The organism is Nocardia sp. NPDC004711 (assembly GCF_053601595.1).
Genome location: NZ_JBSGCB010000015.1, coordinates 1 through 25,266, shown reverse-complemented (window position 1 = coordinate 25,266; position 25,266 = coordinate 1). Strand labels below are relative to the sequence as shown.

Below are 25,266 nucleotides of genomic sequence, written 5' to 3'. Positions count from 1 at the left end.
TGGTTACGCTCCGCTACCGCCTCCGGGCTCGACCGCCCAGGCGGCATACTCCTTCGCCACCTGCCGGAGCAGGTTTCTGCTGTTCTGAACGTCCAGCGCGCAGCGTTCCAGGCCCGCTTGGGCCCGGCGATAACGCTGAACGTCGCCCTGTCTCTCGAGATACAGATCGCCGGTGAACCCCTCCACGTAGACCACCGGGGGCTCCACCGGTTGCCCCTTGCTGTCGCATCCGAATTCCAGAATCACGAACGGTCCGGTCGAAAGTCCCAGGGGGACACCGGCGGCGAAGGGCAGGATACGCAGCGCGACATTGGACCGGGTACTCAGTTCCGCCAAGTGTCGCACTTGCGCCGCCATCACCCTTGCACCTCCCACCAGGCGGCGCAATACCGATTCGTGCAACACCATGGCGATGGTCGCCGGATGCATGCGGCGGGTGATCATGGCCTGCCGTTGCATACGCAGCTGAACGCGCCGATCCACCTCCACCACGGTCTCTTCCGGGTATCCCAGCCGGTTCAGGGCCCTTGCGTACTCGACCGTCTGCAGCAGGCCCGGCACCAATTCCGATTGGTAGCAGGACAACTGCTGCGCGGATGCCTCCAGGCCGACGTAGACGTCGAAGTTCTCGGGAATCAGGTCGCCGTAGGAGTGCCACCGGCTCTTGACCGCCGCCTGCTGCGCCAAACCCTTGAGCCCCTCGGCGATTTCGGCGGGAATCCCGTAGATGCGGCACAGCTCCTGGATGTCGATGGTGCGGATGCGGTCCGCGTTGCCCTTCTCGAGCCGCTGCAAGGTGCTCGCGCCCCACTCCATCAGCTTGGCGGCTTCGGCGATGGTCAATCCTGCCTGGATGCGCCAGTCCCGTAGATAGCGACCGAGCTGACGGCGGGGCAGGGTGGATGACGCGGGACCTTCGGACACAACACGCTCCATTCGCGGTCGCGGGCATGGATCGGGGCTCGACGGCGGGCGAGGGCTTCGTCCACTTTGGAGAATCGTCCTCCCCCAGGTGGATTCACTGCTGGGAATTCGCGCAATTTTGCGTTCTCCTGCTCGAAATTCGCCCGCCTGGCGTCTGCTCGTGGTGTGCTGGAGATGTGCCCGGAGCGGTGTAGCTAGACCCCTTTCCTTTCCTGAACCTCCGGGCACTTCAGGAACCAGCGGGAACGAGGAGTGGTCTGGACATGCAACTGACGTCCCTCAACATGCACATTGCCGGTCTGTCGCGCTGCCGCCGTGATCCGGGTGTGATGACCGTCGAACAAGCGCACGCCGCAATGCAATTGCACCTCGATTGCACGGTGCAGACCTGCAAGGTACGCCGACGAGCACGGGCGACGCTGGTCGAGGAGGGACGGTGCGTGCTCGACGAGCGGGCACTGCCATGACCGGCCCCGCACCGGCCCAGGCCGGCCCCGATCCCGTACCGACCGGCTACGACCGGTTCGTCCACCGGATGCTGTGGCTACTGCTCGACGCCCGGACAGCACAGCTCCGCCACCAGAAGGCACACGTCTACACCAGGATTTCGTGGCCCGGGGTGAACCGGGAAAGGCCCCCCGCCGCGATGAACGCTGCCGCACAGCGCTTTCGAGCGCCCCGCGCCTAACCTCCGGGCAGCGGTGGCGCAGTCCCCACCGCGTGCTGCAGCGCGGTTCGGCCGCCCGCTCCGCAGACAGCCGGCGGCCGAACCGCACCCAAGATTCGGTGTGACGCTTACCCTGGAATCCATCGCACTTGTGCCCGGGGTGGAGGGGAACACCGTTGTCGGCCTTCGAATTGCCGGACGATCCGGCGTGCCGGATCGCGTCACTGTCGGATCTGGACGCGATCCGCGCACTCGAGGTGGTCGAATTCGAGCATCTCGCGTATCCGTATTTCGTACTCCGGCAGCTCTTCGAGCTACACGGAGCAAACTGGACGGTTGCCGAGGACGCGGGGGAGCTCTGCGGCTACGTGCTCACCGCCCTCGACGGAGAGCGCACGGCCTGGTTTCTCGGCTTCGCGGTGGCATCCGAGTGCCGGGGCCGCGGCCACGGCCGGGCACTGCTGGAAGCCGCTCTGGCCCAATGCCATCGGGCCCGCGCCGAACAGGTCTTCGTCACGGTGAAGCCGGGCAATCGGGTCGCCTACCACCTCTACAAGGAGGTCGGCTTCGTGTGGGCCGACCACGAGGCCGCCTACTTCGGCGCAGACGAGCCGCGAGATGTGCTGGTGCACAGGATCTATCATTGATCATGCTCGAGAAAAGCGCTCCATCGTCGCCGTTCGTGACGGATATGAGCATGCGCATCGAGCGCCACGCCGACACCTACGCCGACAACGTCACCGAATTCCTGGAGCAGCCGCACGGCCTGCGCCGCCGCGCCACCGAACAGCCGCTGCTGGACCTGTTCACCCGGCACACCGAGGCGGTGGTGGCGACCTACGATCCGCCCGGAATCCGCAGGGCCGGTGACAGTCTCGTCTTCGCCCACCTCTACGCACCGGTCCTCGAACACACCGCCACCGCGGCGCCGCAGCCGATGGCGGTCAACCAGCTGCTCGCGGCCCTGATCGCCGCGGAGGTGGAGTTCCGCGGGCCACTGCGCCTGAGCCGCACCCAGAATCGGCTGCTGGCCGAGGCCTACGAGCGGCTGGGCCGCCCACTGGTGCAGGCCGGACTGCCCGCGCACGCCGCCCTGGCCTACCGCCGGGCCGGAAGTCTCTACCGCATCGACGAGGACACCGATGCCGAGGATCGCTGCGGCCTGGCACTGGCCCGGGCGCGGCGGCTGGCGCAGCCGGCGGCCTGGCGGCGCGCCGGCGGCCTGGTCCCGGATCTCATCTGCGGCTACGGTTACCGGCCCTTCCGCATGCTGTGGTTCGTGGCGTTCCAGCTGCTGGTCTTCGTGGTGGCGGTCACGTTGCGGTCGGATCAGCCGCCGGCCATCACCGTGTACCAGGTGTTCATGAACTACCTGAATCCGCTGGGCGTCGGGGATACCGACAACCTGCGGGTCGGCGGGCGGGCGGTGTTCGTGCTCGAGAGCTATCTGGGCGCGGTCACCATGTCGGTGTTCTTCGCGCTGCTGGTGCGCCGCTGGTTCCGGCTCTGATCCGGTCGCGCCGCCGGTCGGATCCGCCGGTCACCACTGGACGGTGCTGATCTTGGCGCTGCGCAGCGCCGCCAGGGTCGCCACCGCCAGCCGGTCGCGCAGATGTCCGACCTGCGCGGTCCACTGCCGGGTGAAGCCCGGATCGGACTCCAGCCGCGTCCACAGTTCGCGCAGCCGGGGCGGGGTGTGGGCGCCCGGCATCCACAGGTGCACCAGCTGTTCGAGCAGCGGCGCCAGCTCGGCGGACGGATCGCGTTCGGGCATGGGACGATCCGCCTCGGACAGTGCCGCGCCCAGGGTGGACAGCAGCCAGTCGTGCACGGCCAGGTCCTCGCAGAAGCGTTGCACCGCACCGAGATCCCGGGCGGTCGGCACCATGATCCGCACCGACCGGGTGTGCTCGTCCTCGAGCCGGAAGGCGAACAGGGTGCGCCCGCGCACGGCGCCGCCCACCGGCGGCGCGACCCGCGCGGCCCAGCGCAGCCGGGTGGCGCTGGAGCGCACCGGCGGCTGCTGATCCAGGCGGGGATCGGTGCGCACGCGGGTGAGCAGCCGGTCGCTGACCGAGCCCAGGTCCAGGGTGGTAGCGCCGGAGCCCTCCAGGAACCCCTCGGTGAAATCGACGGCGGCCGCGGCGTCGTCGGCGATGCGGTGCCACACCTCCAGCGTCCCGACCTGATCCAGGTAGTGCGACCAGGGCCGCCGGTTCTTGTCGGCCGTCCGCACCACCGTGGAACAGGCCGAACTCTGCATCACCCGGCCGCCCACCAGGATCGCGTGCGCCGCCACCGTCCCGATGGCACGGCTGTCCGATCCGGACACCGTGGCCAGCTTGCAGTCCACCCCGACGGCGGAACCCGGCGAAATCGCCAGGGCCAGCGGTCGTTCCCGCATCAATACCCGCTGCCCGGGCAGCAGGGACAGCAGCGCTGTCGCCTCCCGCGCCGCCAGTCCCCCCGCATTGGGCAGCAGGGCCGTGCGTACCTCCCCCAGCAGCACCAGCGGCTCGCTCACCGGGCGGCCACCTCAGACGTCACCCAGGAAGATGTGGTTCAACCGGTGGGTGGCCCGGCGCGGCACCTGCACCGGAATCCGTTCGCCCGCACCGCGTTCGGCGAGCTTCGCCTGCACATCGTCATCGAGTTGCAGATGGTCGAGGATGACCCGCACGGCGTGCTCGATGCCCAGATAGCTGTAGGGCAGCACCGACAGCGCCCGATAGGCCGCGAAGGGCTTGGCCTTCGGATTCAGTTTCACCACCGCGGGCAGCCGGGACCAGTCGCCGGGCCACGGCTCCTCCCAGGGCACCGGGGCCGCCACCATGGCGCCCTCGTTGCGAATCAGGCCCAGCCGCAGCAACTGCCAGATGGCGGCCAGGAAGGGGCAGGACCAGAGTATGCGCTCCACCTGCTGATCGCCCTCTTCCTCCAGGCGGCGGCTCCACAGCTGCACATCCAGGAAGATGGAGTGATTGCGCGCGCCGAATTCCTCCGGCGGCCGGTAGCGCGAGATGCGCATGGCCTGTCCCGCATCGAATTCCGAGGATCGGCGGCCATTGCAGAGCCAGCCCGACTCGACGGTGGGCGGGCGGCGGCCGGTGCTGTCGCGCTCGGGTTCGGCGACGATGCGGGCGGCCATCATCTCCGCCAGCCGCACCGGCTCGCCGACCGGTTCACCATCCTGGAACGACGGCACCTCGGCGCATCCCGCCTCGCGCGCCAGATAGTCGATGCGCACACCGCATTCCTCCGCGGCGGCCAGCAGCTGCTCCAGCACGTGGCGCGGGTCGGCGGTGCGCCGGGCATCGCGCGGGCGGTTGGCGGTGCGGGTCCAGAAGTAGTCGTCGACCAGGAAGCAGGTGCTGACCCGGGCGCCCGCCCCGAATTCCGCTTCGGCAGCGGCGATCTGGGTCTGGACGATGGGCGCCACCTTGCGCAGCTGGGCGTGGATCCGGTCGACGCCGTCGACCAGCTCGTCCATATAGAAGTGCCCGACCTCGATGGACAGATGCGAGAGCGGCTGGCCGGCCACGCGATTGCGTTCGCCCGCCTCGCTGTAGTCGGTCGCGGAGCTCATCGGCGCACCTCCACCTGTTCCCAGACGGCGTCGTTCATGAGTTTCTCGGTGAGCAGGCGGAATGCGGCCACGGTCTCGGCATTGGCGACGTGGGCGGCCACATCCACATCCAGGATCACCTGTTCCCGGCACTGCAGCATCGGTTCCACCGGGATCTTGCCCAGTATCCCGCTCTCGCCCATGCCGTGCCGGTTGGCCGCGCGGGTCAGGGTGTTGTGTTGTTCCTGCAGCCAGGCGGCCTGGGCCGGGCGGAGTCCGGCGGTCAGGTTGAGTTCGGGCACCGCGGTGCGGACGAAGCGCAGCGAATTCAGCAGCTCGGCCCGGTCGTGTCCCCAGGTCTCGCCGACGGCCAGCACGCCGTGCTCGTCGTGCACCAGGCCACGGGCGGCCGCGATGTGCTGGCGGGTCCAGCGGTGGAAGATGAGCCAGCGGCACACCGCGCGGGACAGCTGCGGGTGCCGGGTCGCGCTGAGCGCGAGGGCCAGGGCGATGGATCGGCCCGCGCTCAGATCGACGAAGGTGACATTGAATTCCTGCTCGCAGGTGGCGAACAGCGCGGCGCAGCGATCGATCATGCGCTCGTCGAGCGTGGTGAACTCGGAGCCGCCGAGATCGCCGGGAAACAGCACCAGGCGGCCGGAGGGATGCCGGGACCGGCTCAGTTCCATCCGGTCGGTCTCGGAGCGCACACTCAGCCGCGCCGGCGTCCCGTTCTCGTCGAGCAGATAGGCGTGCAGGCCGGTCCCGTCCCGGACCCCGTTGTCGATCCGGCTGATCTCGAAAGTGCCACCCGCGGTGGGGGATCCGAAATCGAAGTCCAGGTAGGCGACCTTGTACCCCTTCATGCTCAGCCAGTAGGCCATATTGCAGCTGGTGACCGAGCGTCCGGTGCCGCCCTTGTCCGAAGAGGAGAACACGAGCACGATCACACGCTCCTGGTGGCGTCGAACCGGGCGTAGGCGAGCTCGTCCAGTTCCAAGAGGGCCTGCGAGGCGAGACTGACTGCGGTGCCGGGGCGCTCGTCGATGAGCGTGCGGGCCCGTTCCAGGCGCTGCTCGGCCAGGGCCAGGGCGGTGCGGCCGGCCGACACGTCGGTCTCGCTCAGCTCCAGCATCTCCCGGTTGAGCAGGTGTTCGGCCTCGGTCAGCAGCTCCATGGCCCGGGTCACCGAGGTCGGCGCCCGCAGCGGCGGTTCCCGGTACAGGCGCGCGGCGGTCACCATGCACTCGACCACGCGCTCGGTGAGATACCAGGAGGGCAGGTGGTTTTCGGGCCCGCCGAAGATGCGGCTGGGATCGTCCCACAGGCCGGTGGCCGGTCCTTCGCGGAAGGCGCGCAGGTCGAGGTGGTCCATGGTGGCCTGGGCCAGCGTCATCAGCTGGTCGCGGGTCTCGATGGTGCCGGAGAGCCGCGCGGCCTGCAGGGTGCGTTTCAAAAGGACGGTGGCGTAATCGGAGACCGTCCACAGCAGCAGCGGGCCGTCCAGCGCCTCGCTGCCCAGCAGGCGCAGACTCACGCCCGGCGTGTGCATGGTGCGGGCCGGATCGTCGGCGGTGAAGCGGCGCACGATGCGGCCGCGGCGGGCCAGCTCGTCGAAAATCGTTGCGGCGCGGTCCAGATCGTCGTCGTTGGCCTCGCGGTTGAGCAGATCCTGCATGAGCACCGCGGAGACGACGAGACTGAAGTAGTCCGATTCCTCGCCGTCGGAGGTACGCCACGGAATGTCCTCGAGCGGCCAGCGCCCGTTGCCGAAGCGGGCCACCGCCGCCCAGTAGCGCTGGGCCAGATCCCAGCGCAGCTGCAGGGCCTCGGCCAGGCGGCGCTGCTCGCCGTTGAGCAGGTCGAGTTCACGGGTGCGCACCGAGGTGAGGTCGTTGATGCCGTCCAGCGCCACCACGGTGAAGTGCAGGTAGGGCCGGGCGACGGCATGACCGGGCTGATCCGCGATGGGCATGTCCACGAAGTCGATGGACGCGGCCTTGCGCACAATGGCCCAGCTCCAACCACATTCGAACAGCATGTCGCCGCTGTCCAGGTCGACGCCCTCCACCTGGCTGAGGGTGGCGTCGTTGCGCAGCCGGATCCGCACCCGGTCCAGGCGCTGCTGCACGGCGTGCACCACCGCGTCGGGGGAGCCGCCGGTCTGGTTGAGCATCGACAGCATGGCCTGCCCCGCGGCGGATTTGGGCGAGACCGTATTCACGACGAAGCTGCGGATCAGGCCCACCATGGCGGCGGTGAGCCGGACATTGATGAGCGCGTCGAGCGCCTCGATGCGCGGGCCCAGGTCCACGGCGAGCTTGATCCGCCGGCCCACGGCCAGTTCGGCGACCGGGCCGCTGAATCCGCGCAGGAATTTCAGCGCGGCCAGGCACAGGGTCAGTGACATGGAATAGGAGTCGACGACCTCGAGCGTGCGCTGCGCCGGGGTCGGCTCGGCGCCGTCGGAGGTGGCCAGGTAACTGCCCGCGGCGAAATTCGGCAGGGCGGCGTCGGAGTCGGGGTCGCGGTCGGTGTGGCGGTCGATGTACTGCTCGAGCAGCCAGACCACGCGCTCGCCGATGCGCAGGCCATTGTCGCCGAGGGGGGAGAGCACCTCGCGGATGTCGTCGGCGATCTCGTCGGGATGCTCCAGCCCGAAGCCGTCGATCTCGGTCGCCGGGTACAGCAGGCACAGCAGCTGTTCGGCGTCGCTGATGGAGTTGGAGCCGTTGCGGCCGTCCCACACCCACTCGCCATCCCGATAACACGCGGTCAGCAGCGACCGCCAGACTCCGAGGATCTGTTCCCGTGGCTTGATTCTCATCGACGCCGTCCCCTGCCCTGTCGTGGCCAGCCTCGCCGTCATAGCTATGAACGAGCGCGGCACAAACTATCATGCGCCGTCGCCCGGCACCGGGTGGGACGCCGTCTCGAAATCGCATCGCGCACAGGGCAATATCGGGCAGATCGGGCGTGGGAAGGCGCGGCCGCCGGGAGCGGCCCGGTAGCGTCGCTGCTCATGGATCGGACGGTTCGCCGCGGTTCGGCCCGGCGCAGACAGGCGGCGGTGGGCTATGCGCTGCTGCTGCCGAGCCTGATCGGGGTCGGGTGTTTCCTGCTGGTGCCGATCGCGGTGGTGTTGTGGCTGAGTGCGCACAGCTGGAATCTGCTGGGGCCCATCGAATTCACCGGGGCGAGCAACTGGCGGTCGGTGCTGGAGGATCGGCAGTTCGGGCATTCGCTGCTGGTGACGCTGGCGTTGACGGCGCTGGTGGTGCCGGTGCAGACGGCGCTGGGGTTCGCGGTGGCGGCCGTGCTGGCGCGGCGCGGGCGGGGCGGGACCGTGCTGCGGGTGGTGTACGCGCTGCCGTGGATGTGTGCGCCGGTGGCGGTGGGGGTGGTGTGGCAGTGGATCTTCGCACCCACGGGCGGGGCATTGAATGCGCTGCTGGGACGGCGGGTGGAATGGCTGAGCTCACCGACGCTGGCGCTGCCGGCGGTGGCCGCCGTGATCGTGTGGATGAATGTCGGTTACGTGGCCTTGTTCTTCGTGGCCGGGATCAGGGCCATACCCGGGGAGATCCTGGACGCGGGCGCGCTGGACGGGGCCACCGGCCGGCGGCGCATTCGCTGGCTGATCCTGCCGCTGCTGCGCCCGACCATGTTCTTCGTCCTGGTCACCGGGGTGCTGAGCGTCTTCCAGACCTTCGACGCGGTGTACGCGCTCACCCGGGGCGGGCCCGACCACCACACCGATGTGGTTGCCATGCGGATGTATTCGGAGGCGTTCGAGGCCGCGCATCCGGGGCGGGCCGCGGTCATGGCGGTGGTGGTGTTCGCGGTCATGTTCGTGATCACGGTGGTGCAGCACCGATACTTCCGGGATCGGACCAGTCATGAGTACTGAACGACGGGTGGCGGCCCGGGCCGTCGCGGCGTACGCGGCGCTGATCCTCGGGGCGCTGCTGACGGTGGCTCCGCTGGTGCTCAGCGCCCTGACCGCGGTCAAGACGCCGAAGCAGTTCGCGAGCGAATCCGCCCTGGCCACACCGCATCCCGCGACGCTGGACAACTTCCGCACCGTGCTGGACCAGGGCCTGGGGCGGGCGGTCGCGGTCACCGCCCTGATGACGCTCTGCATCACCTGCGGGCAGCTGGTCACCTCGGCCATGGCGGCATATGCCTTCGCGCGCACCAGTTTTCCCGGTCGTGACGTGCTGTTCTGGGTGTATCTCGGGACCATGATGGTGCCCAGCGCGGTCACCCTGGTGCCGCTGTACCTGATGTTCGCGAAGCTGGGCTGGCTCAACAGCTTCTGGGCGCTGGTGCTGCCGTTCCTGTTCGGCTCGCCGTACGCGATCTTCCTGCTGCGCCAGTACTTCCGGGCCATTCCGGACGAGATCATCGACGCGGCGCGGATGGACGGGGCCTCGACCCTCGACATCCTGGTGAGCGTCGTGGTGCCGATGAGCAGGCCGATCCTGGCCACGCTCGCCGTCATCACCGTGGTCTCGCAGTGGAACAGCTTCATGTGGCCGCTGGTCGCCGCGTCCGGCCCGAAATGGCAGGTGCTGACCGTGGCCACGGCGACCATGCAGACCCAGTACAACGCGCAGTGGACGCTGATCATGGCCGCCACCACGCTGGCGATCGTTCCATTGGTGCTGTTGTTCGTGGTGTTCCAGCGGCAGGTCCTGGCCTCCATCGCGGTGACGGGGATCAAATGACAGGGATCCGGATCAAAGATTCGACCCGGGCCCTGCTCGGGCTGGTCGTGGTCGGCGTGCTGCTGGTGGCCGCGGCCCTGTGGCTGGGCCGCGATACGGCGAGCGGCGGGCGCACGGTGGTGCGGCTGCGGATCTGGGATCAGAGTTTCGTCTCCGCGTATCGGGCCTCGCTGGACGAGTTCCAGCGCGCCAATCCCGATGTCGAGGTGCGAATCACGCTGGTGCCGTGGGCTTCCTACGCGCAGAAGCTACGGCTGGATGTCGCGGGCGGGATCGCCGACGACCTGTTCTGGACCAACCTCTACGAGGACTACGCCGACAGCGGCCACCTGATGGATATCGGTGCGGCACTGGGACCGCAGGCGGCCCGAGCCTGGGACCCGCAGGCCGTCACGCAGTACACACGCGCCGGAAAGCTGTGGGCGGTACCGCAATTCGTGGACGGCGGGACCGCCGTGTACGTCAACCGGGACCTGCTGGCACAGGCCGGGGTCGACCCGGACGAGGTCACGGCGGCGCGCTGGAGCCCCGACCCGGCGCGGGATACCTTCCGGCCGCTGCTGCGACGGTTGGCCCCGGTATCGGAGTGGCCGTACAACGCCGCCAACGACTTTCAATCCATCACCCTGCCGTATCTGGGCTCGGCCGGTGGGCAGCTCCAGCGCGACGGCCGGTTCGCCTTCGATTCCCCGCAGGGACGGGACGCCTTCGGCTACACGTTGGGGTTGGTCGCCGACCGGCTCTCCCCCTCGGCCGCGGACACCAATACCAGCGGCGACTTCGCCAAGAACGCCTTCCTGCAGGGCCGGATGGCGCTGCTCCAGTCGGGCACCTTCAATCTGGCCACAATTGCCCAGAATGCCGGATTCCACTGGGGATTGGCCATGATTCCCGCGGGCCCGGCCGGGCGGGTGAGCGCCAACAATGCCATCGGCCTCGCGGGCAATGCCGCCACCCCGCACCCCGCGGCGGTGCGGCGGGTGCTGGCCTGGCTGGGCAGTGCGGCGGGCAACCGCTACCTCGGCATCGACGGGGCGACGATTCCGGCCGTGGTATCCGAACAACAGGTGTATCGGGACTACTGGGCCCGGCACGGGGTCGACGTGTCACCGTTCTTCGATGTGTTGCGCGACCAGGAGATCGCGGCGGGCGGGGGCGCGGGATTCCCGGCCGCATTGGACGCGATGACGCCGATCTTCGATGAGATGTACCTGGGCCGCATCCCCGTCCCGGACGCGCTGGCCCGGGCGCAGCGGGAGGCCGACGCGGCGGCCGCCCAGCGGTGATCGGCGCTCAGATGCGACTGTGATCGGTGTAGGGCGTGCGCGGGCCGAACTTCGGTTTGCGCGCGAACCCGGCCAGGCCGAGCAGCCGCACGGCGCGATATCGGTGCGGGCGCAGGGGTTCCAGGTACTCGACCATCTCGTCGTCGTCGATCGGACGATCGAGCAGCGTCCAGCCGACGGTGGCCGCGAGATGAAAATCGCCCACCGAGAGGGCATCCGGATCACCGAAGGCGCGCTGGGCGATCTCAGCGGCCGTCCACACCCCGATCCCGGGCACCGTGCGCAGCCGCTGCGCGGCGTCGGCGTGGCTCAGCCCGGCCGCCTGCTCCAGCTTCGGTGCGATACGCGCCGCCAGCACAATGGTTTTCGAACGCTGCGGGCCGACATTGGCGCGATGGTAGACCCAGGACGGGATGTGCCGCCAGGTCTCGGCGTCGGGCATGATCCGCAGGCCCTGCGGGGCCGGACCGGGGGCGGGAGTTCCGTAGCGCCACACCAGTTTCCGCCAGGAGTCGTGGGCGGTCCTGGTGTGCACCTTCTGCTCCAGCACCGCCGGGACCAGCGCCTCCCACACCAGGCCGGTGCGCAGCATGCGCAGCCCCGGATTGCGGCGGTGCGCCTCGGCGACCTTGGGATGCTCGGGGGCGAAATCGCCGAGGTCCTCGTCCAGGCAGAGCATGGCGGGGAGCCCCGCCAGGAACTCCTCCGCGCCCGGACCCCACGCGCGGGCGTCGACCGTCTGCCGATCGAGTTGCCGCAGCCGGTAGGTGACCTCCCCCGAGGGCAGGCGGGAGGCGTGCCAGTGCGAGCCGTCGGGAGTTTCGCGATGACAGGGATCGCCGAAGCCGCGGCGCAGCGGGGAGATGGTGGCGGCCAGATCCAGCGGCCGATCCGAACGGAGGGTGCGGGCGCGCTCGACCGTCATCCGATCGATTCCGGGCGGCGCTGAAGTCACCGCGCCATTCTATTGTTAACGCGAAGATCGACGGCGGCGATGTTCATTCCGATTGTCTTGGTTGCTCAGCAAACTAATGGCATCCGGCACTGGAGGTACTCGGCATGATCACCAACCTGATCAATTTCCTGCTCGGCGTTTGGGGAAACGTGTTCGCCGGTAGTAGCGGTTACCAGCTTGCGCCCGGCATGCTGCCGTTCGGCAGCTGACGATGAGGGAAGGGGCGCCCGCCACGGCGGGCGCCCCTTCGTCTGCGCCGGTCAGGGCCGGAACGTGCCGATCATGGCCGGTCCGTGCCGATCATGGCCGGTCCGTGCCGATCATGGCCGGTCCGTGCCGATTACGGCCGGTCCAGGAGGAACTGGGCCAGGTGCCGGGACGGGCGGCCGGCCAGCTGTGCGGCCTGGGTCCGGCAGGAGAAACCGTCGGCGATCAGGATCGAATTCACGGGCGCCGCACGCAGTGCCGGGAGCAGGCCGTTCTCGGCGACCGCGACCGATACGTCGTAGTGGCCGCGCTGCATTCCGAAATTACCAGCAAGCCCACAGCATCCGGTGATCTCGATCACTTTCGCACCGGTGCCGCGCAGTATTCGGCGATCGGCCGCGAACCCCAGCACGGCATGCTGATGGCAGTGCGGCTGCACCAGCACGGTGTGGCCACTGCGGTCCGGCGGCCGCCAGCCGGGCTCGCCCTCCAGAAATTCCGACAGGGTGCGCACCGCGCCCGCCACGGCGGCCGCCCGCGGATCCTCGGGCAGCAGGCGCGGGAGATCCTCGCGCAGCGCGGCCGTGCACGACGGTTCCAGCCCGACCACCACCCCACCCGCACCGACATGCGCGGCCAGGGCATCGACGGTGGCGCGCAGCCGCTTCCGCGCGCCGTCCAGCTGACCGGTGCTGATCCAGGTGAGACCGCAGCAGACCCGGGAGTCGGGGATGCGCACGCGATGGCCCAGTGACTCGATCAATTCCACGGCGGCACCGGCGATCTCGGGATCGAAGGCGTCGGTGAAGGTGTCGATCCACAGCATCACCCCGGGTGCGGAGTCGCCGGTGCGCACCGGCTGCCGCCAGGAACGCCGAAAACTCCTGTGCGCCATCGTGGGCACCTCGCGACGCGGATCCATTCCGGACAACCGCAGGCCGAGGCGGCGCAGCGGTCCCGCCGCACCGAGCGCGTTCACCAGCCGCGGGAGCCGCGTCGCCGGTCCGAGCCAGCGCGGCAGGCGGCCCAGGGTGTAGTGGTCGATCGGGCGCAGCCTGTGCCGATAGCGGCGGTACAGGGTCTCCGACTTGTAGGTCGCCATGTCGACGCCGGCGGGGCAGTCGGAATGGCATGCCTTGCAGGACAGGCAGAGATCCAGCGACTCGGCGACGGCGTCCGACCGCCAATCCAGCGCGCCCCGGACCACCTCCTGCAGCACCCGGGCCCGGCCGCGGGTGCTGTCCTTCTCGTCGGCGGTGGCCAGATACGACGGGCACATGAACCCGCCCGCGGCGTGGGTGTCGGCCCGGCACTTGCCGACTCCGACGCAGCGATGCACGGCCGTGGCCAGATCACCGTCGGCGGGAAAAGCGAAACCACCGGTCGTGGGCAGCGGGCGCAGCCCGGCCAGGCGCAGGTCGGCATCGATCGGGCGGGGATGCACGAGCACACCGGGATTCAGCACGGCATCGGGGTCGAACAGCGCCTTGAAGCCCGCGAAGGCGTCCAGGGCCGCCCGGGAGTACATGAACCGCAACAGATCCGAGCGCGCCCGGCCGTCGCCGTGCTCACCCGAGAGCGAGCCGCCGAACCGCACCACCTGCCGCGCCGCGCCCTCGAGGAAGGACCGGAAGCGTTGCGGCGCATCGGCTATCGGCAGATCCAGGCGCACATGGATACAGCCGTCGCCGAAATGACCGTAGAGCAGGCCATCCAGGCCGTGGTCCCGGAGGAGCGCCTCGAACTCGCGCAGGTAGTCGCCGAGCCGGTCGGGCGGCACGGCGGCGTCCTCCCAGCCCGGCCAGGCCGGACGGCCGTCCGGGGTGCGGCCGGCCAGGCCGGCGCCGTCGGCTCGGATGCCCCACAGCGCCTGCGCCTCGGCCGGGTCGGTGACCACGCGGGAATCCAGCGCGTGCGCGCTCCCGCGCAGCAGCTCCGCCTTGTCCCGTGCCTGTTCGCTTGTCTCACCGTCGATTTCGATCAACAGCCAGCCGCCGCCGCGCGGCAGATCGGGCACCCCGCCGCGATGGGCACGCACCACGTCGACCAGGCGCGCGTCCATGCCCTCCACGGCAATGGGCCGCACCGCCATGACGGCGGCGATATCGTCCGCCGCCGCCGGCATATCCGGGTAGCCGAGCGCCACCAGCACGGTCGCCGCGGGCACCGGAACCAGCCCGACGGTGGCGTCCAGCAACAGCCCGCAGGTGCCCTCGGTGCCGACGAAGGCCCTGGCCACCGACGAACCGCGTTCCGGCAGTAGATGTTCCAGCGCGTATCCGGACGCCTGCCGCTCGAACCGGCCCAGCTCGGTGCGGATGAGCGCCAGGTGGGTCCGGGTGAATTCGGGCAGGCCCGCGAGTACGGACAGGTCCGCGCCCAGGGTGCGCTCGATGCCCATCCCGTCGAGAATCCGCAACTCGCGCACCGTATCCGAGGTGCGGCCCCAGGCCACCGCGCGCGGACCGCAGGCATTGTTGCCGATCATCCCGCCCAGCGTGCACCGATTCTGGGTGGACGGGTCCGGGCCGAAGCGCAGCCCGTGCGCGCCCGCGCGCCGCTGCAGCGCGGCCAGCACCACCCCGGGCTGCACCCGTGCGGTGCGGCGCTCGGGATCGAGGTCGAGGATGGCGTTCATATGGCGGCTGAAGTCCAGCACCAGACCCGGTCCGATGGCATTGCCCGCCACCGAGGTGCCCGCCCCGCGCGCGGTCACGGTCAGCCCCTCCGCGCGCGCCACATCCAGGGCCGCCCGCACATCGGCCGCATCGCGCGGGAAGACCACGCCGCGCGGGAGGATCCGGTAGTTCGAGGCGTCCGAGGAGTACTCGGCCCGCCGCCGGGGCCCGGTGTCGACCTCACCGGTGATCACCGCCCGCAACGCTCGCTCCCACGCCTCGCTCACGCCCCAACCCTATGCGCGCCATCGCGAGGCTTCGCCGATCCGGCCCGGTGGCGGGCGCCGGATTTCGCTCAGCGCGAACCGCTGGCCTGGGCGGATGGACTTGATCTCAACCTTTGTTGAGGTATTAGTGTCGGTGGTGCGGGGTTCGATGGATCCCGTGACCGGTGAGGAGCGGGGATGAGTATCGAATCCGTGGCGTGGAATCAGCTGTATCGGCAGATGAACGCGCCCACAGAGCAGCGACCGCTGCGGTTGGCCACTGCCCGGCGGATCCTCGCCTTCGCGCGGCCACACCATCGGCAGCTGGTGGCGTTCCTGGTATTCAGCATCGTGTCGGCGCTGCTGGCGGTGGCCACCCCGGTCCTGGCCGGGCGAGTGGTCGACGCCATCGTCGGGCACGGCGCGCCGCGCACGGTGATCACGCTGGCCGGGATCATCGCGGCGGTCGCGGTGCTGGATGCCGGCTTGGGGTTGGTGATCAGGTGGTTGTCGGCGCGCATCGGAGAGGGGCTCATCTTCGATCTGCGCACCGCGGTGTTCGATCACGTACAGAAGATGCCGATCGCGTTCTTCACGCGCACCCGGACCGGCGCACTGGTGAGCCGGCTCAACAATGACGTTATCGGGGCGCAACGCGCGTTCAGCACCACCCTGTCCGGGGTCGTCACCAACCTGGTCACCCTCGTGCTCACGCTGGCCGTGATGCTGCGGCTGTCGTGGCAGATCACCCTGCTCGCCCTGGTACTGCTGCCGGTCTTCGTCGTCCCCGCCCGGCGCATGGGCGAGCGGCTGGCCGGCATCCAGCGTGAGGCGGCCGGGCTGAACGCCTCCATGAGCACCCAGATGACCGAGCGGTTCTCCGCGCCGGGCGCGACGCTGGTCAAACTGTTCGGCCGGCCGCGGCAGGAGTCCGCGGAGTTCGGGCTGCGCGCCGGGCGGGTGCGCGATATCGGGGTGCGCACGGCCATGCTGCAGACGGTGTTCGTCACCGCGCTCACCCTGGTCTCGGCACTGGCACTGGCCCTGGTCTACGGGCTGGGCGGCTATCTGGCACTGAAGGGTGAGCTGGAACCCGGTGCGGTGGTGGCCCTTTCGCTGCTGCTGACCCGGCTGTACTCGCCGCTCACCGCGCTGGCCAGCGCCCGGGTGGATGTGATGTCGGCGCTGGTCAGCTTCGAGCGGGTCTTCGAGGTGCTGGATCTGAAGCCGCTGATCGAGGATTCGCCGCTGGCGGTGCCGGTGCCCGCGGGCCCGGTGGCGGTGGAGCTGGACGGCGTCACCTTCGGCTACCCGTCGGCCGACAAGGTTTCGCTGGCCTCGCTGGAGGATGTGGCCACGCTCGACACCCGCGGCGGCGAGGAGGTGCTGCACGATGTCTCGCTGCGGGCCGAGCCCGGGCAGATGGTGGCGCTGGTCGGCTCCTCCGGGGCCGGGAAATCCACCATCGCGCAATTGGTCTCGCGGCTCTACGACGTGGACTCCGGTGCGGTGCTGCTGGGCGGCATGGATGTGCGCGAGCTGACCGGGCAGTCGATTCAGGACACCGTCGGCCTGGTCACCCAGGACGGGCACCTGTTCCACGACACCATACGCGCCAATCTGCTGCTCGCCCGCCCCGCGGCCACCGAGGACGAGCTGTGGGATGCGCTGCAGCGCGCCCGGTTACGCGAGCTGATCGAGTCGCTGCCCGACGGCCTGGACACCGTGGTCGGTGAGCGCGGCTATCGGCTCTCCGGCGGGGAACGCCAGCGCCTGACCATTGCCCGGCTGCTGCTCAAGCAGCCCCGCGTGGTGATCCTGGACGAGGCCACCGCCTCGCTGGACTCCACCTCCGAGGCCGCGGTGCAGGAGGCGCTGGCCGAGGCCCTCGACGGCCGCACCGCCCTGGTCATCGCGCACCGGCTGTCCACCATCCGCAATGCCGACCAGATCCTGGTGCTCGAGCACGGCCGCATCGTGGAGCGCGGTACACACACCGAACTGCTCGCCGCAGACGGCCGCTACACCGAGCTCTACCGCACCCAGTTCGCCGATTCCGGTGCCGCGGCGACAGTCTGATCGGACCCGGCGCACGGCAGTCCGATCGGACCGGACACCTTGCCGGATCGGCAAAAGGATTCGAGCCGTCCGGGTGCGCGCCGATAGCGTCGGAGTATGAGCGCTCACTCGCACGAACAGGCAGGCACGCACGGACATCCGCATGCCCACGGTCACGGACATGGGCACGGCCACGAACATGGGCACGGACACGGCCACACCCACGACGGGATCGACTGGGCGGCCATGGTCGACGATCTCCGGCGCGATGACGCCATGTCGGCCGGCGCCAATGCCGAGATCGCGCGGCGGCTGGTCGCCCTGATCCCGGCCGGCGCGGAAGCGACCGTGCTGGACATCGGCGCGGGAGCGGGCGGCCAGAGTGTCGCGTTCGCGCGGGAACTGCTGGCCCGCGGCGGCGGGGGTCTGGTCATCGTGGACGCGGTGCCGGAGCTGCTCGAGGCGGCCCAGCAGGCCGTGAAGGTCGCGCTGGACGGGGACGATCGGGTGCGGGTGCGGACCGTGCACGCCGACGCCGCGGCCGCGGACTTCGGCGCGGGGATCCCGGAAGCGGATCTGGTGTGGGCCTCGCGCATGGTGCACCACCTGCCCGATCAGCAGGCGGGCACCGCGCGCCTGGCCGGGCTGCTGCGGCCGGGCGGCTGGCTGGCGCTGGCCGAGGGCGGGCTGTCGATGCGTTGCCTGCCTTGGGAACTCGGCGTCGGCGCGCCCGGACTCCAGGACCGGCTGCTGGCCCTGCGCGACGCGGGCTTCGCCCAGATGCGGGCCGACATCACCGCCGCGACCCCCATGCCCTACGGCTGGAATGTGGCGCTGAGCCGGGCCGGGCTGGCCGACGCGACCTCCTTCAGCGTGCTGATCGATCACCCCGCGCCGCCCGCGCCGGCCGTGCGCGAGAGCGTCGTCGCCTGGCTGGGCGGCTTGAGCGAGCGGGTCGGCGAACGCATCGGCGAGGATGATCGGGCCACCCTGGCGGCGCTGCTGGATCCGGCCGCCGACACGTTCATCGGTGCGCGCGAGGACATCTACATTCTCGGCGCCACCACGGTCTTCCTCGGCCGCCGCTAGCCGTCACCGCGACCACGCGCGGGTCGGAGCCGCGTTCGGGCACGATCGTGATCTGGCCGTGCCCGAACCGACACCGTGTTGTGGCCACAGCGGCCGCTCCGACCTCCCGGAATGCCCTGCTATGCGGCATAATTCGAGCTCCCATGGCATACCCCACAAGATCGTTTCACATGCCGGGGGAGGAGTTTCGGTGACCCGTACCAAGGAGCAGCGGCACACGCCCGCGACCCGTGTCGACGATATCGAGCGGATGTTCGGCGCCCGCCGATATCAGCCCAGCGCCGATACCCCTGCCATGGAACTACGGGTGACGAGCGGCACCAAGCGTACCGACGACGACTGGATCGTCCCCAAACAGCTGGTGGCCGACTGTGTTTCGGGCAAGCTGGTGCTGGACTTCACCCGGGCCCGGTGCTCACGGCGGGAAATCGACATCCGGGTCGAGGCCGATGCCGGGACGGTCGTGCTGATCGTGCCGCGCGGCTGGCGGGTCGACACGGACGGCGTGCAGCCGGGCGCCGGCTCGGTGGCCAACCGGGTCAAGCTGCCGCGATTCCCGGGCGCGCCGCTGATCCGGGTCACGGGTGCGGTGGACACCGGTGCGGTGAAGGCGCGCTACGCCTACCGCTCGCCGCTCAGGTGGTTGCGCCGCTCCCGCTGACCGCTCCCGCTGACCGTTTCGGCAGTTCCCGGCATTCCGGGAGACCATGCGGTATGACGGAGGAGTGACGCGCTGGCTGCTGCACGTCGACCTCGACCAATTCCAGGCCGCGGTCGAGTTCCGGCGGCATCCGGAGCTGCGCGGGCAGCCGATCATCGTGGGCGGCAACGGCGATCCGGCCGAACCCCGCAAGGTGGTGTCCTGCGCGTCCTATCCCGCCCGGGCCTTCGGGGTGCGGGCGGGCATGCCGCTGCGCACGGCCGCGCGGATCTGCCCCGACGGCGTCTTCCTGCCCCAGGACCTCGCCGGCTACGCCGAGGCGTCCGAGGAGATCATGGCGCTGCTGCGCACCTTCCCCGGCCGGGTCGAGGTGCTCGGTTTCGACGAGGCGTTCCTGGCGGTGGACACCGAGGATCCCGGGGAACTGGCGCGTGAGATCCGGTCCGCCGTCGCGGAATTGGAGCTGACCTGCGCGGTCGGCATCGGGGACAACAAGACCCGGGCCAAGCTGGCCACCGGCTTCGCCAAGGCGGTCGGCAAGTCGGCGCGGTCGGCCGACGAGCCGCCTGCGGCGGACACCGGAACCGGAATCTTCCGGCTGACCAGGGACAACTGGGTCGAGCTGATGGCGCACCGGCCCACCTCCGCGCTCTGGGGCATCGGCGCGCGCATCGCGAAACGCCTGAGCGGCTTGGGGATCGAGACGGTGGCCGACCTGGCCGCCGCCGACCGGAAGGCGCTCGCGGCGGAGTTCGGCCCCAATACCGGGCCGTATCTGTGGGTGCTCGGGCACGGCGCGGGCGACACGGACATCGCCGAGCCGCGAGAACCGGTGGGCCACAGCCGATCCGAGACCTTCCCGCGGGATCTCACCGAACGCGCCGAGATCGATGCCGCGGTGGTGCGGCTGGCCACCCAGGTGGCCGAGGAGACCCTCGCGACCGGACGGGCCGTCGGGCGGGTCAGTGTCACGGTGCGTACCAAGACCTTCTTCACCCGGAGCAAGCAGCGGAAGCTATCCACACCGACCACCGATGTGGACGAGATCGTGCAGACGGCGCTGGAAGTGCTGCACGCCTTCGAGTTGGATCGGCCCATCCGGTTGCTCGGGGTCCGGGTCGAGTACGCCATGCTGTGATCCAGGTTCCACCCGACGGAAGGCACTCGAATGAACTCAGCATCGCGCAGCGATTCCCACAGGGGTGGCGGCGGGGCGACGGGCGGGCACGACTACGAGAACATCCTGTTCGAGCACGACGGCCCGATCGCCCGCATCACGCTGAACCGGCCCAATGCCGCCAATGGCATCGATCAGGCGCTCGCGGACGAGCTGGAGCGCGCGGCCACCTACTGCTCGGAGGATCCCACGGTGAAGGTCGTGGTGCTGACCGCGGCCGGACGGTTCTTCTCCGCGGGCGGCGACGTGCGGGCCATGGCCGCCAGCGCGGACACCGGGGCATTCATCGAGAAGCTGGCCGGGACCCTGCACCGGGCGGTGTCGGCGCTGGCGCGGATGGACGCGCTGCTCATCGTGGGCGTGAACGGCACCGCGGCCGGCGCGGGCATGAGCCTCGCGGTGGCCGGCGATCTGGTGGTCGCCGCCGAATCCGCCGCCTTCACCATGGCGTACACCAAGGTCGGCCTGAGCCCCGACGGCGGCGCGTCCTACTATCTGCCGCGGATCATCGGCCTGCGCAAGACCCAGGAGCTGATGCTCACCAACCGCACCCTGTCCGCCGCGGAGGCGCTGGAGTGGGGTCTGCTGCACCGGGTGGTGCCCGATGCCGAGCTGACCGCCGCCGTCGAGGCGCTGGCGCAGGAATTCGCGACCGGCCCCAAGGGATCCAACGCCAATGTGAAGAAGCTGTTGCTGGTGTCCTCGCGGCACACCCTCGAGGAGCAGCTGGACACCGAGGCGGCCTTCATCACCCGCTGCGCCGACTCCGCCGACGGGCAGGAGGGCATCGCCGCGTTCACCGGCAAGCGCGCACCGAAGTTCGCCTGAGGACAACGGGTTTCGCCCCCGGCCGAGGTCGGGGGCGAGTCATGCCGGAGCTCTCGGTCCTCGAGTTCGCCGTCAGCCCTTGATGAAGTCGAGGATCTCGGCATTCACCTCGGCCGCGTGGGTGATGTAGAGACCGTGCCCGGCGTCCGGGTACTCCTTCAGCACCGCGTGCGGGGCCAGCTTCACGACCTGACGGCTCGCGACATCGATCAGGATGGACTGGTCCGGAATGCCGTGCAGCAGCAGCGTCGGGACCGTCAGCGCGGCCACATCGGGGCGGTGATCGGTGGTGAACGCTTCGCGCTGCATGACCTGGATCGCGTACGGCGAGGCCGACAGGCAGCGCCTGATCTCCTCGTCGATGACCGCCTGCGTGACGCCCGGACGCAGGTGCGTGGCGAAATAGCCCTGGGACCGTTCGACGAACCACTTGGGCCGGTCGGTGCGCAGCTGCTCCAGCAGGCCCTCCAGCGCCTCGATCGGGATGCCGATCGGATTGTCGTCGGTGAGCATCATGAACGGAATCGCCGGGGCCAGCAGCGCGATTCGCGCCACCCGATCGGAACCGTGCCGGCTCAGGTAGCGTACCGTCTCGCCGCCGCCCGCCGAGTGCGCCACGATGGTGAGATCCCGCAGGTCGAGGTGCTCGATCAGGGCGGCGACATCGTCGGCGCGGGTATCGACGTCGTAGCCGGTGGCCGGGGTGTCCGAGCGGCCGTGGCCGCGCCGGTCCATCATGACGCAGCGGTAGCCCTGCGCCAGGAAGTAGTGCATCTGGTATTCCCACTGGTCGCTGTTCAGCGTCCAGCCCGACACGAACAGGATCGGGGTGCCGGAGCCGAAGTCCTGGTAGTAGAGGGTGGTGCCGTCGGTGGTGGTCTGGAAAGTCGGCATATCTGCTGCGCTCCTTCGCAATTCGATCGCTGATTCGACAATCGCAAAGCGCGGGAACGAAAGCGATTACCTGCCGGGTAACGGGCGCGATCGGTCCGGAAGGTGGCGCGTCCGCGCAGGTGGCGACCTATGCTCTGGACATGGAGTTCCAGGCGATGGTGGCACACGAAACGGACAGTGGGATCGCCCTCATCCGGGAGGAGGTCGCCGACGACTTCCTCATGCCGGGCGACGTGACGATCAAGGTGCACTTCTCGAGCGCCAACTACAAGGACGGGCTGGCCATCACCCCGCGCGGCGGCGTGGTGCGGCAGTATCCGCTCATCCCCGGCATCGATCTCACCGGTGAGGTGGTGTCCTCCAGCGATCCGGAATTCGCGCCCGGCGACCTGGTCGTCGCGCACGGCTACGACATCGGCGTGGCCCACCACGGTGGTTTCGCCGAGTACGCACGGATTCCGGCCGGGTGGGTGGTGAAGCTGGACGGCCTGACCCCGCGCGAGGCGGCGGCCATCGGCACCGCGGGCTACACCGCGGCCATGAGTGTGCAGGCGCTGCTCGACCGCGGTCTCACCCCCGGCTCCGGCCCGGTGCTGGTCACCGGTGCGACCGGTGGCGTCGGCAGTGTGGCGGTGGACATTCTGTCGGGGCTCGGATTCGAGGTGGTGGCCTCCACCGGCAAACTCGGTGCGGGCGAACTGCTCTCGGCGCTCGGCGCCGCCTCGGTCATCGGCCGGCAGCCCGGCGAAGGGGAGAAGCTGCGCGCGCTCGGCAAGGCGCAGTGGGCGGCCGCCGTCGACAGCGTGGGCGGGACCTCGCTGGCCCACATTCTGAGCACCGTCAAATACGGTGGCGCGGTGGCGGTCTCGGGCCTGACCGGCGGCTCCGACCTGCCCACCACGGTCATGCCCTTCATCCTGCGCGGCGTGTCCCTGATCGGTATCGACTCCGCGCACTTCCCGATCGCCCAGCGCCGTGAACTGTGGGCGCGGCTGGCCAAGGACCTGAAGCCCCGGCATCTGTCGTTGCTGGAGAATTTCGCACCCATCACCGAGGCGGAGTCGGTGCTGCGCGCCATCCTGGACGGAACCCACTCCGGCCGAACCATTCTCGGGGTCGCGGGCGAGTTCTAGCCGACGATCGCGCGCACGAGGTTGTGGTCGGACGCCCCGGCCACATCCTCGACCGCGACACCGCGCACCGGCACGCCGCGCGTGACCACATGATCGATGAACTGGGATTTCGAACCGGCCGTCCGGGGCCGGGTGGGGACGGAATCCGGCGGAAACCCGGGGATGGTGAAGCCGGCGCCCAACGCGGCGGCGAGATCGTCCCGGCCGACATTGAAGTCACCGAGCAGAACTGCCGGGCCGTCGCCGGCGACCGCGGCCAGGCGCTCGAGCTGGCCGGCCCGGCGCCGGTCCCCGCTGACATGGGTGGCGATGATCAGAATGCCGTCGATCTCGGCCGCCAGCAGGCCTTTTCCCGGATCGACCGCGTGCGGCTCCGCGGTGACGAACCGGCTCGGCCCGCGCACGATCAGCACGAGATGCTCGGAGCGATCCGCCAGGGTGCTCGGCACCCGGCGCGGGCTCGGAATGCGCGGGTAGTCGAGGACGTGAAAAGTCCGGTCGGGCAGCGCCTCCCGCAGGCTCGCCAGCTGATCGCCGCTAACCTCCTGGAGCGCGATGACCGCTTCGGGCCGGGCCGCGACGGCGGCGGTCACGACCGCGATCCGCTTCGCCTCCTGCGGCCAGCGCGCGGCCATCTCGCTGTCCCAGTTGTCGGCGTGGACGCGGTGCAGGACGTTCCAGGTGGCAATGGTGATCACCTACGCACCCTACGAGAAACCAACTGACCGTGCGGGTTTCGTTTCATGTGAAACAAAGGATATTCGCCGGTTGGTTGCCAAGCAGCCCTCTCTCGATCGTCGGTGCAGCCCTTCTTCGACATTTGTGCTCAGCCCGGACCCGCGAGTACGTCCAGCGCCGCCGAGAGGTGGGGCAGCGCGGTCGGACCGTACGAGGCGGCGATCTCGGCGAGCGCCCGGGCCAGGTGCGGGGCGATGGTGGCGGCCGGCAGCAGCTCCTCGGCCAGCACGATGCCGCCCACCACGTGGGCCGCGCGAATCCGATCGTCGGAGGTGACCTCGTAACGCCACGAACCGATCTGGACCCGCTCCGGCTCGGAGCGGAACAGAGATTTGCGGGGCGGTGTCCGGGTCACCCCGGGGACGCCCGCGAAGACGGTGAAGACCAGTCCGAGGCCGCCCGGGCCGCCGAGCGCGGCATCGATGGCGCGGGTGGCGGCCCCGGTATCGAAATCGCTCACGAGTCCATGCCGAGGGTGAACTGCGGAATGATCGGGTCGCCGTCGCCGATGCGGCGGATGGCCGTGCCCGAGGCGTAGAACTCGACCGTGTGATATCCCCACGCGTAGTTGGAGATATCGACGCTGACGCCGGTGACGCCGTTCGCGCCGTCCCGTTCGGCCTCGGCCTGCATGCGCGACATGGCCAGCTCGCGGGCCTGATAGTTGCCCTGGGTCCACTGCGGCATCTCCATATTGCGGCCCATCTGGCTGAGCATCTGCCGGAAGCCCTGCACCGCCACGTGGAACACGCAGTTACCCATGACGAAGGCGATCGGGGCGTAGCCGGTGCGCATCAGCGTCACCATGTCCTGCCCCGAGAGGTGACTGGTGAAGGCCTGCCCGTTCGGCCGCCGATAGCTGCCCGGCGATTTCGCGAACCGCACCGCGGTCCCCACCGCGATGAACTCCAGATGCTCCATCGACTCCCCGTGCTGCCGCCACTCCAGCCGCACCCCCACCACCCCGTCGGCCTGGAGCGAGTCCGCCTCGGCCTGCATGCGCGACATGGCATTCCACCGCGCCCGATAGGTGGCCTCGGTCAGCACCGGCAACTCCTGCTGCTGCCGGATCCCGGTGAACTGGAACCCGACGTGATAGACGGACACGCCCATCACCAGGTCGATGGGTTCGAAGCCCGCCCCGTGCAGTAGCGCGAACTCGTTGACCGACAGATCCGAGGTGAAGATCCGGTTCGCGTGCGAAAGCCGCTCGCCCGCTACCTGATCGAGCTGGTTCGGTTGATTCGGCTGACCGGGCTGGTTCGGTTGCATGTCGTTCGCCCTCCGTCGGATCCCCGATGGACCCCTAAACGAGGGTACGACCCGGTCAGGTTCGGAGCCTGCCGAAATGGCCGGGAGCCGTGCGTGTTCACAGCTACGACAGCACCTCGCCCGCGTGCGCGCCGTCCTACGTGCTGCAGCAGGGCGGCGGGCTACCCGCGCTGGAGGGCGTGCACTCCACCGTCGAGT

Annotated in this window: 24 protein-coding genes; 13 read left to right on the top strand and 11 right to left on the bottom strand. The window is 69.7% G+C overall.

What is annotated here, in order from left to right:
* Window positions 1-3 precede the first annotated feature (3 nt).
* Window positions 4-924 (bottom strand): helix-turn-helix domain-containing protein, encoded by a 921-nt coding sequence (locus ACWEKS_RS16925; RefSeq protein ID WP_452340954.1) that lies wholly within the window; start codon window positions 922-924, stop codon window positions 4-6.
* Window positions 925-1,187: 263 nt separating this feature from the next.
* Here ACWEKS_RS16925 and ACWEKS_RS16920 point away from each other — a divergent pair, with 263 nt between their 5' ends.
* The 4 genes from ACWEKS_RS16920 to ACWEKS_RS16905 all read left to right on the top strand — a co-directional run bounded on the left by ACWEKS_RS16920 (window position 1,188) and on the right by ACWEKS_RS16905 (window position 3,101).
* Entirely contained in the window at window positions 1,188-1,391 is a 204-nt protein-coding gene (locus tag ACWEKS_RS16920; protein WP_040862491.1) for a hypothetical protein, read from the top strand.
* Window positions 1,361-1,612: a hypothetical protein gene (locus tag ACWEKS_RS16915; RefSeq protein ID WP_452340953.1), complete on the top strand. Its 252-nt coding sequence runs from the start codon at window positions 1,361-1,363 to the stop codon at window positions 1,610-1,612. Before ACWEKS_RS16920 ends, ACWEKS_RS16915 begins: the two co-directional genes overlap by 31 nt.
* A gap of 155 nt (window positions 1,613-1,767) precedes the next feature.
* Window positions 1,768-2,238: a GNAT family N-acetyltransferase gene (locus ACWEKS_RS16910; protein WP_452340952.1), complete on the top strand. Its 471-nt coding sequence runs from the start codon at window positions 1,768-1,770 to the stop codon at window positions 2,236-2,238.
* A gap of 50 nt (window positions 2,239-2,288) precedes the next feature.
* Window positions 2,289-3,101 (top strand): hypothetical protein, encoded by an 813-nt coding sequence (locus ACWEKS_RS16905; protein WP_452340951.1) that lies wholly within the window; start codon window positions 2,289-2,291, stop codon window positions 3,099-3,101.
* A 30-nt stretch (window positions 3,102-3,131) separates the two neighbouring features.
* Here ACWEKS_RS16905 and ACWEKS_RS16900 read toward each other — a convergent pair whose 3' ends face one another.
* The 4 genes from ACWEKS_RS16900 to ACWEKS_RS16885 are packed head-to-tail and all read right to left on the bottom strand — an operon-like array spanning window position 3,132 to window position 7,983.
* On the bottom strand, window positions 3,132-4,115 hold the full coding sequence (locus ACWEKS_RS16900) for an SCO2521 family protein (RefSeq protein WP_452340950.1): 984 nt from the start codon (window positions 4,113-4,115) through the stop codon (window positions 3,132-3,134).
* 12 nt (window positions 4,116-4,127) lie between these two features.
* The gene (locus tag ACWEKS_RS16895) at window positions 4,128-5,177 is read right to left on the bottom strand and encodes an SCO2522 family protein (RefSeq protein WP_452340949.1); all 1,050 of its coding nucleotides are present in this window, start codon (window positions 5,175-5,177) and stop codon (window positions 4,128-4,130) included.
* A complete protein-coding gene (locus tag ACWEKS_RS16890) occupies window positions 5,174-6,106 on the bottom strand; it encodes an SCO2523 family variant P-loop protein (protein ID WP_452340948.1) in 933 nt (310 codons plus the stop codon). Before ACWEKS_RS16890 ends, ACWEKS_RS16895 begins: the two co-directional genes overlap by 4 nt.
* The gene (locus tag ACWEKS_RS16885) at window positions 6,103-7,983 is read right to left on the bottom strand and encodes an SCO2524 family protein (RefSeq protein ID WP_452340947.1); all 1,881 of its coding nucleotides are present in this window, start codon (window positions 7,981-7,983) and stop codon (window positions 6,103-6,105) included. Before ACWEKS_RS16885 ends, ACWEKS_RS16890 begins: the two co-directional genes overlap by 4 nt.
* Window positions 7,984-8,178: 195 nt before the next feature.
* Between ACWEKS_RS16885 and ACWEKS_RS16880 the strand changes: the two genes are divergently transcribed.
* From ACWEKS_RS16880 to ACWEKS_RS16870, 3 genes are read left to right on the top strand one after another with little or no spacing between them, the layout of a single operon-like run.
* Complete coding sequence (locus ACWEKS_RS16880) at window positions 8,179-9,066, top strand: carbohydrate ABC transporter permease (protein WP_452340946.1); 888 nt, start codon at window positions 8,179-8,181, stop codon at window positions 9,064-9,066.
* Window positions 9,056-9,886: a carbohydrate ABC transporter permease gene (locus tag ACWEKS_RS16875; RefSeq protein ID WP_452340945.1), complete on the top strand. Its 831-nt coding sequence runs from the start codon at window positions 9,056-9,058 to the stop codon at window positions 9,884-9,886. The genes ACWEKS_RS16880 and ACWEKS_RS16875 overlap by 11 nt, the downstream gene beginning before the upstream one ends.
* Window positions 9,887-9,897: 11 nt before the next feature.
* Window positions 9,898-11,172, top strand: coding sequence for an extracellular solute-binding protein (locus ACWEKS_RS16870; RefSeq protein WP_452341068.1), 1,275 nt, complete (start codon window positions 9,898-9,900; stop codon window positions 11,170-11,172).
* Window positions 11,173-11,179: 7 nt separating this feature from the next.
* On the opposite strand, the gene ACWEKS_RS16865 is transcribed toward ACWEKS_RS16870, so the two are convergent.
* Window positions 11,180-12,097 carry a DNA-3-methyladenine glycosylase family protein gene (locus ACWEKS_RS16865; RefSeq protein WP_452341067.1) on the bottom strand — a complete coding sequence of 306 codons (918 nt, stop codon included), beginning with the start codon at window positions 12,095-12,097 and terminating at the stop codon, window positions 11,180-11,182.
* A gap of 370 nt (window positions 12,098-12,467) precedes the next feature.
* A complete protein-coding gene (locus ACWEKS_RS16860; RefSeq protein ID WP_452340944.1) occupies window positions 12,468-15,239 on the bottom strand; it encodes an FAD-binding and (Fe-S)-binding domain-containing protein in 2,772 nt (923 codons plus the stop codon).
* A gap of 177 nt (window positions 15,240-15,416) precedes the next feature.
* Here ACWEKS_RS16860 and ACWEKS_RS16855 point away from each other — a divergent pair, with 177 nt between their 5' ends.
* From ACWEKS_RS16855 to ACWEKS_RS16835, 5 genes are all read left to right on the top strand, one after another.
* The gene (locus ACWEKS_RS16855) at window positions 15,417-17,297 is read left to right on the top strand and encodes an ABC transporter ATP-binding protein (protein WP_452340943.1); all 1,881 of its coding nucleotides are present in this window, start codon (window positions 15,417-15,419) and stop codon (window positions 17,295-17,297) included.
* Window positions 17,298-17,393: 96 nt separating this feature from the next.
* Window positions 17,394-18,365, top strand: a complete 972-nt coding sequence (locus ACWEKS_RS16850; protein WP_452340942.1) for a class I SAM-dependent methyltransferase — start codon at window positions 17,394-17,396, stop codon at window positions 18,363-18,365.
* Between the two features lie 190 nt (window positions 18,366-18,555).
* Window positions 18,556-19,026, top strand: coding sequence for a hypothetical protein (locus tag ACWEKS_RS16845; protein ID WP_452340941.1), 471 nt, complete (start codon window positions 18,556-18,558; stop codon window positions 19,024-19,026).
* A gap of 64 nt (window positions 19,027-19,090) precedes the next feature.
* Entirely contained in the window at window positions 19,091-20,164 is a 1,074-nt protein-coding gene (locus ACWEKS_RS16840; protein ID WP_452340940.1) for a DNA polymerase IV, read from the top strand.
* Between the two features lie 30 nt (window positions 20,165-20,194).
* On the top strand, window positions 20,195-21,031 hold the full coding sequence (locus ACWEKS_RS16835; protein ID WP_452340939.1) for an enoyl-CoA hydratase/isomerase family protein: 837 nt from the start codon (window positions 20,195-20,197) through the stop codon (window positions 21,029-21,031).
* Window positions 21,032-21,103: 72 nt separating this feature from the next.
* Here the strand turns inward: ACWEKS_RS16835 and ACWEKS_RS16830 are convergent, their stop codons facing one another.
* The gene (locus ACWEKS_RS16830) at window positions 21,104-21,925 is read right to left on the bottom strand and encodes an alpha/beta fold hydrolase (protein ID WP_452340938.1); all 822 of its coding nucleotides are present in this window, start codon (window positions 21,923-21,925) and stop codon (window positions 21,104-21,106) included.
* 140 nt (window positions 21,926-22,065) lie between these two features.
* Between ACWEKS_RS16830 and ACWEKS_RS16825 the strand changes: the two genes are divergently transcribed.
* Window positions 22,066-23,058, top strand: a complete 993-nt coding sequence (locus tag ACWEKS_RS16825; protein WP_452341066.1) for an oxidoreductase — start codon at window positions 22,066-22,068, stop codon at window positions 23,056-23,058.
* Here the strand turns inward: ACWEKS_RS16825 and ACWEKS_RS16820 are convergent.
* From ACWEKS_RS16820 to ACWEKS_RS16810, 3 genes are all read right to left on the bottom strand, one after another.
* Window positions 23,055-23,756 carry an endonuclease/exonuclease/phosphatase family protein gene (locus ACWEKS_RS16820; RefSeq protein ID WP_452340937.1) on the bottom strand — a complete coding sequence of 234 codons (702 nt, stop codon included), beginning with the start codon at window positions 23,754-23,756 and terminating at the stop codon, window positions 23,055-23,057. The genes ACWEKS_RS16825 and ACWEKS_RS16820 overlap by 4 nt on opposite strands.
* 128 nt (window positions 23,757-23,884) lie before the next feature.
* Entirely contained in the window at window positions 23,885-24,256 is a 372-nt protein-coding gene (locus ACWEKS_RS16815; RefSeq protein ID WP_452340936.1) for a DUF5073 family protein, read from the bottom strand.
* Window positions 24,253-25,068 (bottom strand): heavy metal-binding domain-containing protein, encoded by an 816-nt coding sequence (locus tag ACWEKS_RS16810; protein WP_452340935.1) that lies wholly within the window; start codon window positions 25,066-25,068, stop codon window positions 24,253-24,255. The genes ACWEKS_RS16815 and ACWEKS_RS16810 overlap by 4 nt, the downstream gene beginning before the upstream one ends.
* Window positions 25,069-25,266 lie beyond the last annotated feature (198 nt).

Excerpts from the sequence above, each read along its gene's own strand:
- ACWEKS_RS16920 (WP_040862491.1), top strand. The coding sequence starts at position 1,188 with ATGCAACTGACGTCCCTCAACATGCACATTGCCGGTCTGTCGCGCTGC.
- ACWEKS_RS16905 (WP_452340951.1), top strand. The coding sequence starts at position 2,289 with ATGCGCATCGAGCGCCACGCCGACACCTACGCCGACAACGTCACCGAA.
- ACWEKS_RS16895 (WP_452340949.1), bottom strand. The coding sequence starts at position 5,177 with ATGAGCTCCGCGACCGACTACAGCGAGGCGGGCGAACGCAATCGCGTG.
- ACWEKS_RS16885 (WP_452340947.1), bottom strand. The coding sequence starts at position 7,983 with ATGAGAATCAAGCCACGGGAACAGATCCTCGGAGTCTGGCGGTCGCTG.
- ACWEKS_RS16880 (WP_452340946.1), top strand. The coding sequence starts at position 8,179 with ATGGATCGGACGGTTCGCCGCGGTTCGGCCCGGCGCAGACAGGCGGCG.
- ACWEKS_RS16875 (WP_452340945.1), top strand. The coding sequence starts at position 9,056 with ATGAGTACTGAACGACGGGTGGCGGCCCGGGCCGTCGCGGCGTACGCG.
- ACWEKS_RS16865 (WP_452341067.1), bottom strand. The coding sequence starts at position 12,097 with ATGACGGTCGAGCGCGCCCGCACCCTCCGTTCGGATCGGCCGCTGGAT.
- ACWEKS_RS16855 (WP_452340943.1), top strand. The coding sequence starts at position 15,417 with ATGAGTATCGAATCCGTGGCGTGGAATCAGCTGTATCGGCAGATGAAC.
- ACWEKS_RS16850 (WP_452340942.1), top strand. The coding sequence starts at position 17,394 with ATGAGCGCTCACTCGCACGAACAGGCAGGCACGCACGGACATCCGCAT.
- ACWEKS_RS16835 (WP_452340939.1), top strand. The coding sequence starts at position 20,195 with ATGAACTCAGCATCGCGCAGCGATTCCCACAGGGGTGGCGGCGGGGCG.
- ACWEKS_RS16830 (WP_452340938.1), bottom strand. The coding sequence starts at position 21,925 with ATGCCGACTTTCCAGACCACCACCGACGGCACCACCCTCTACTACCAG.
- ACWEKS_RS16825 (WP_452341066.1), top strand. The coding sequence starts at position 22,066 with ATGGAGTTCCAGGCGATGGTGGCACACGAAACGGACAGTGGGATCGCC.
- ACWEKS_RS16810 (WP_452340935.1), bottom strand. The coding sequence starts at position 25,068 with ATGCAACCGAACCAGCCCGGTCAGCCGAATCAACCGAACCAGCTCGAT.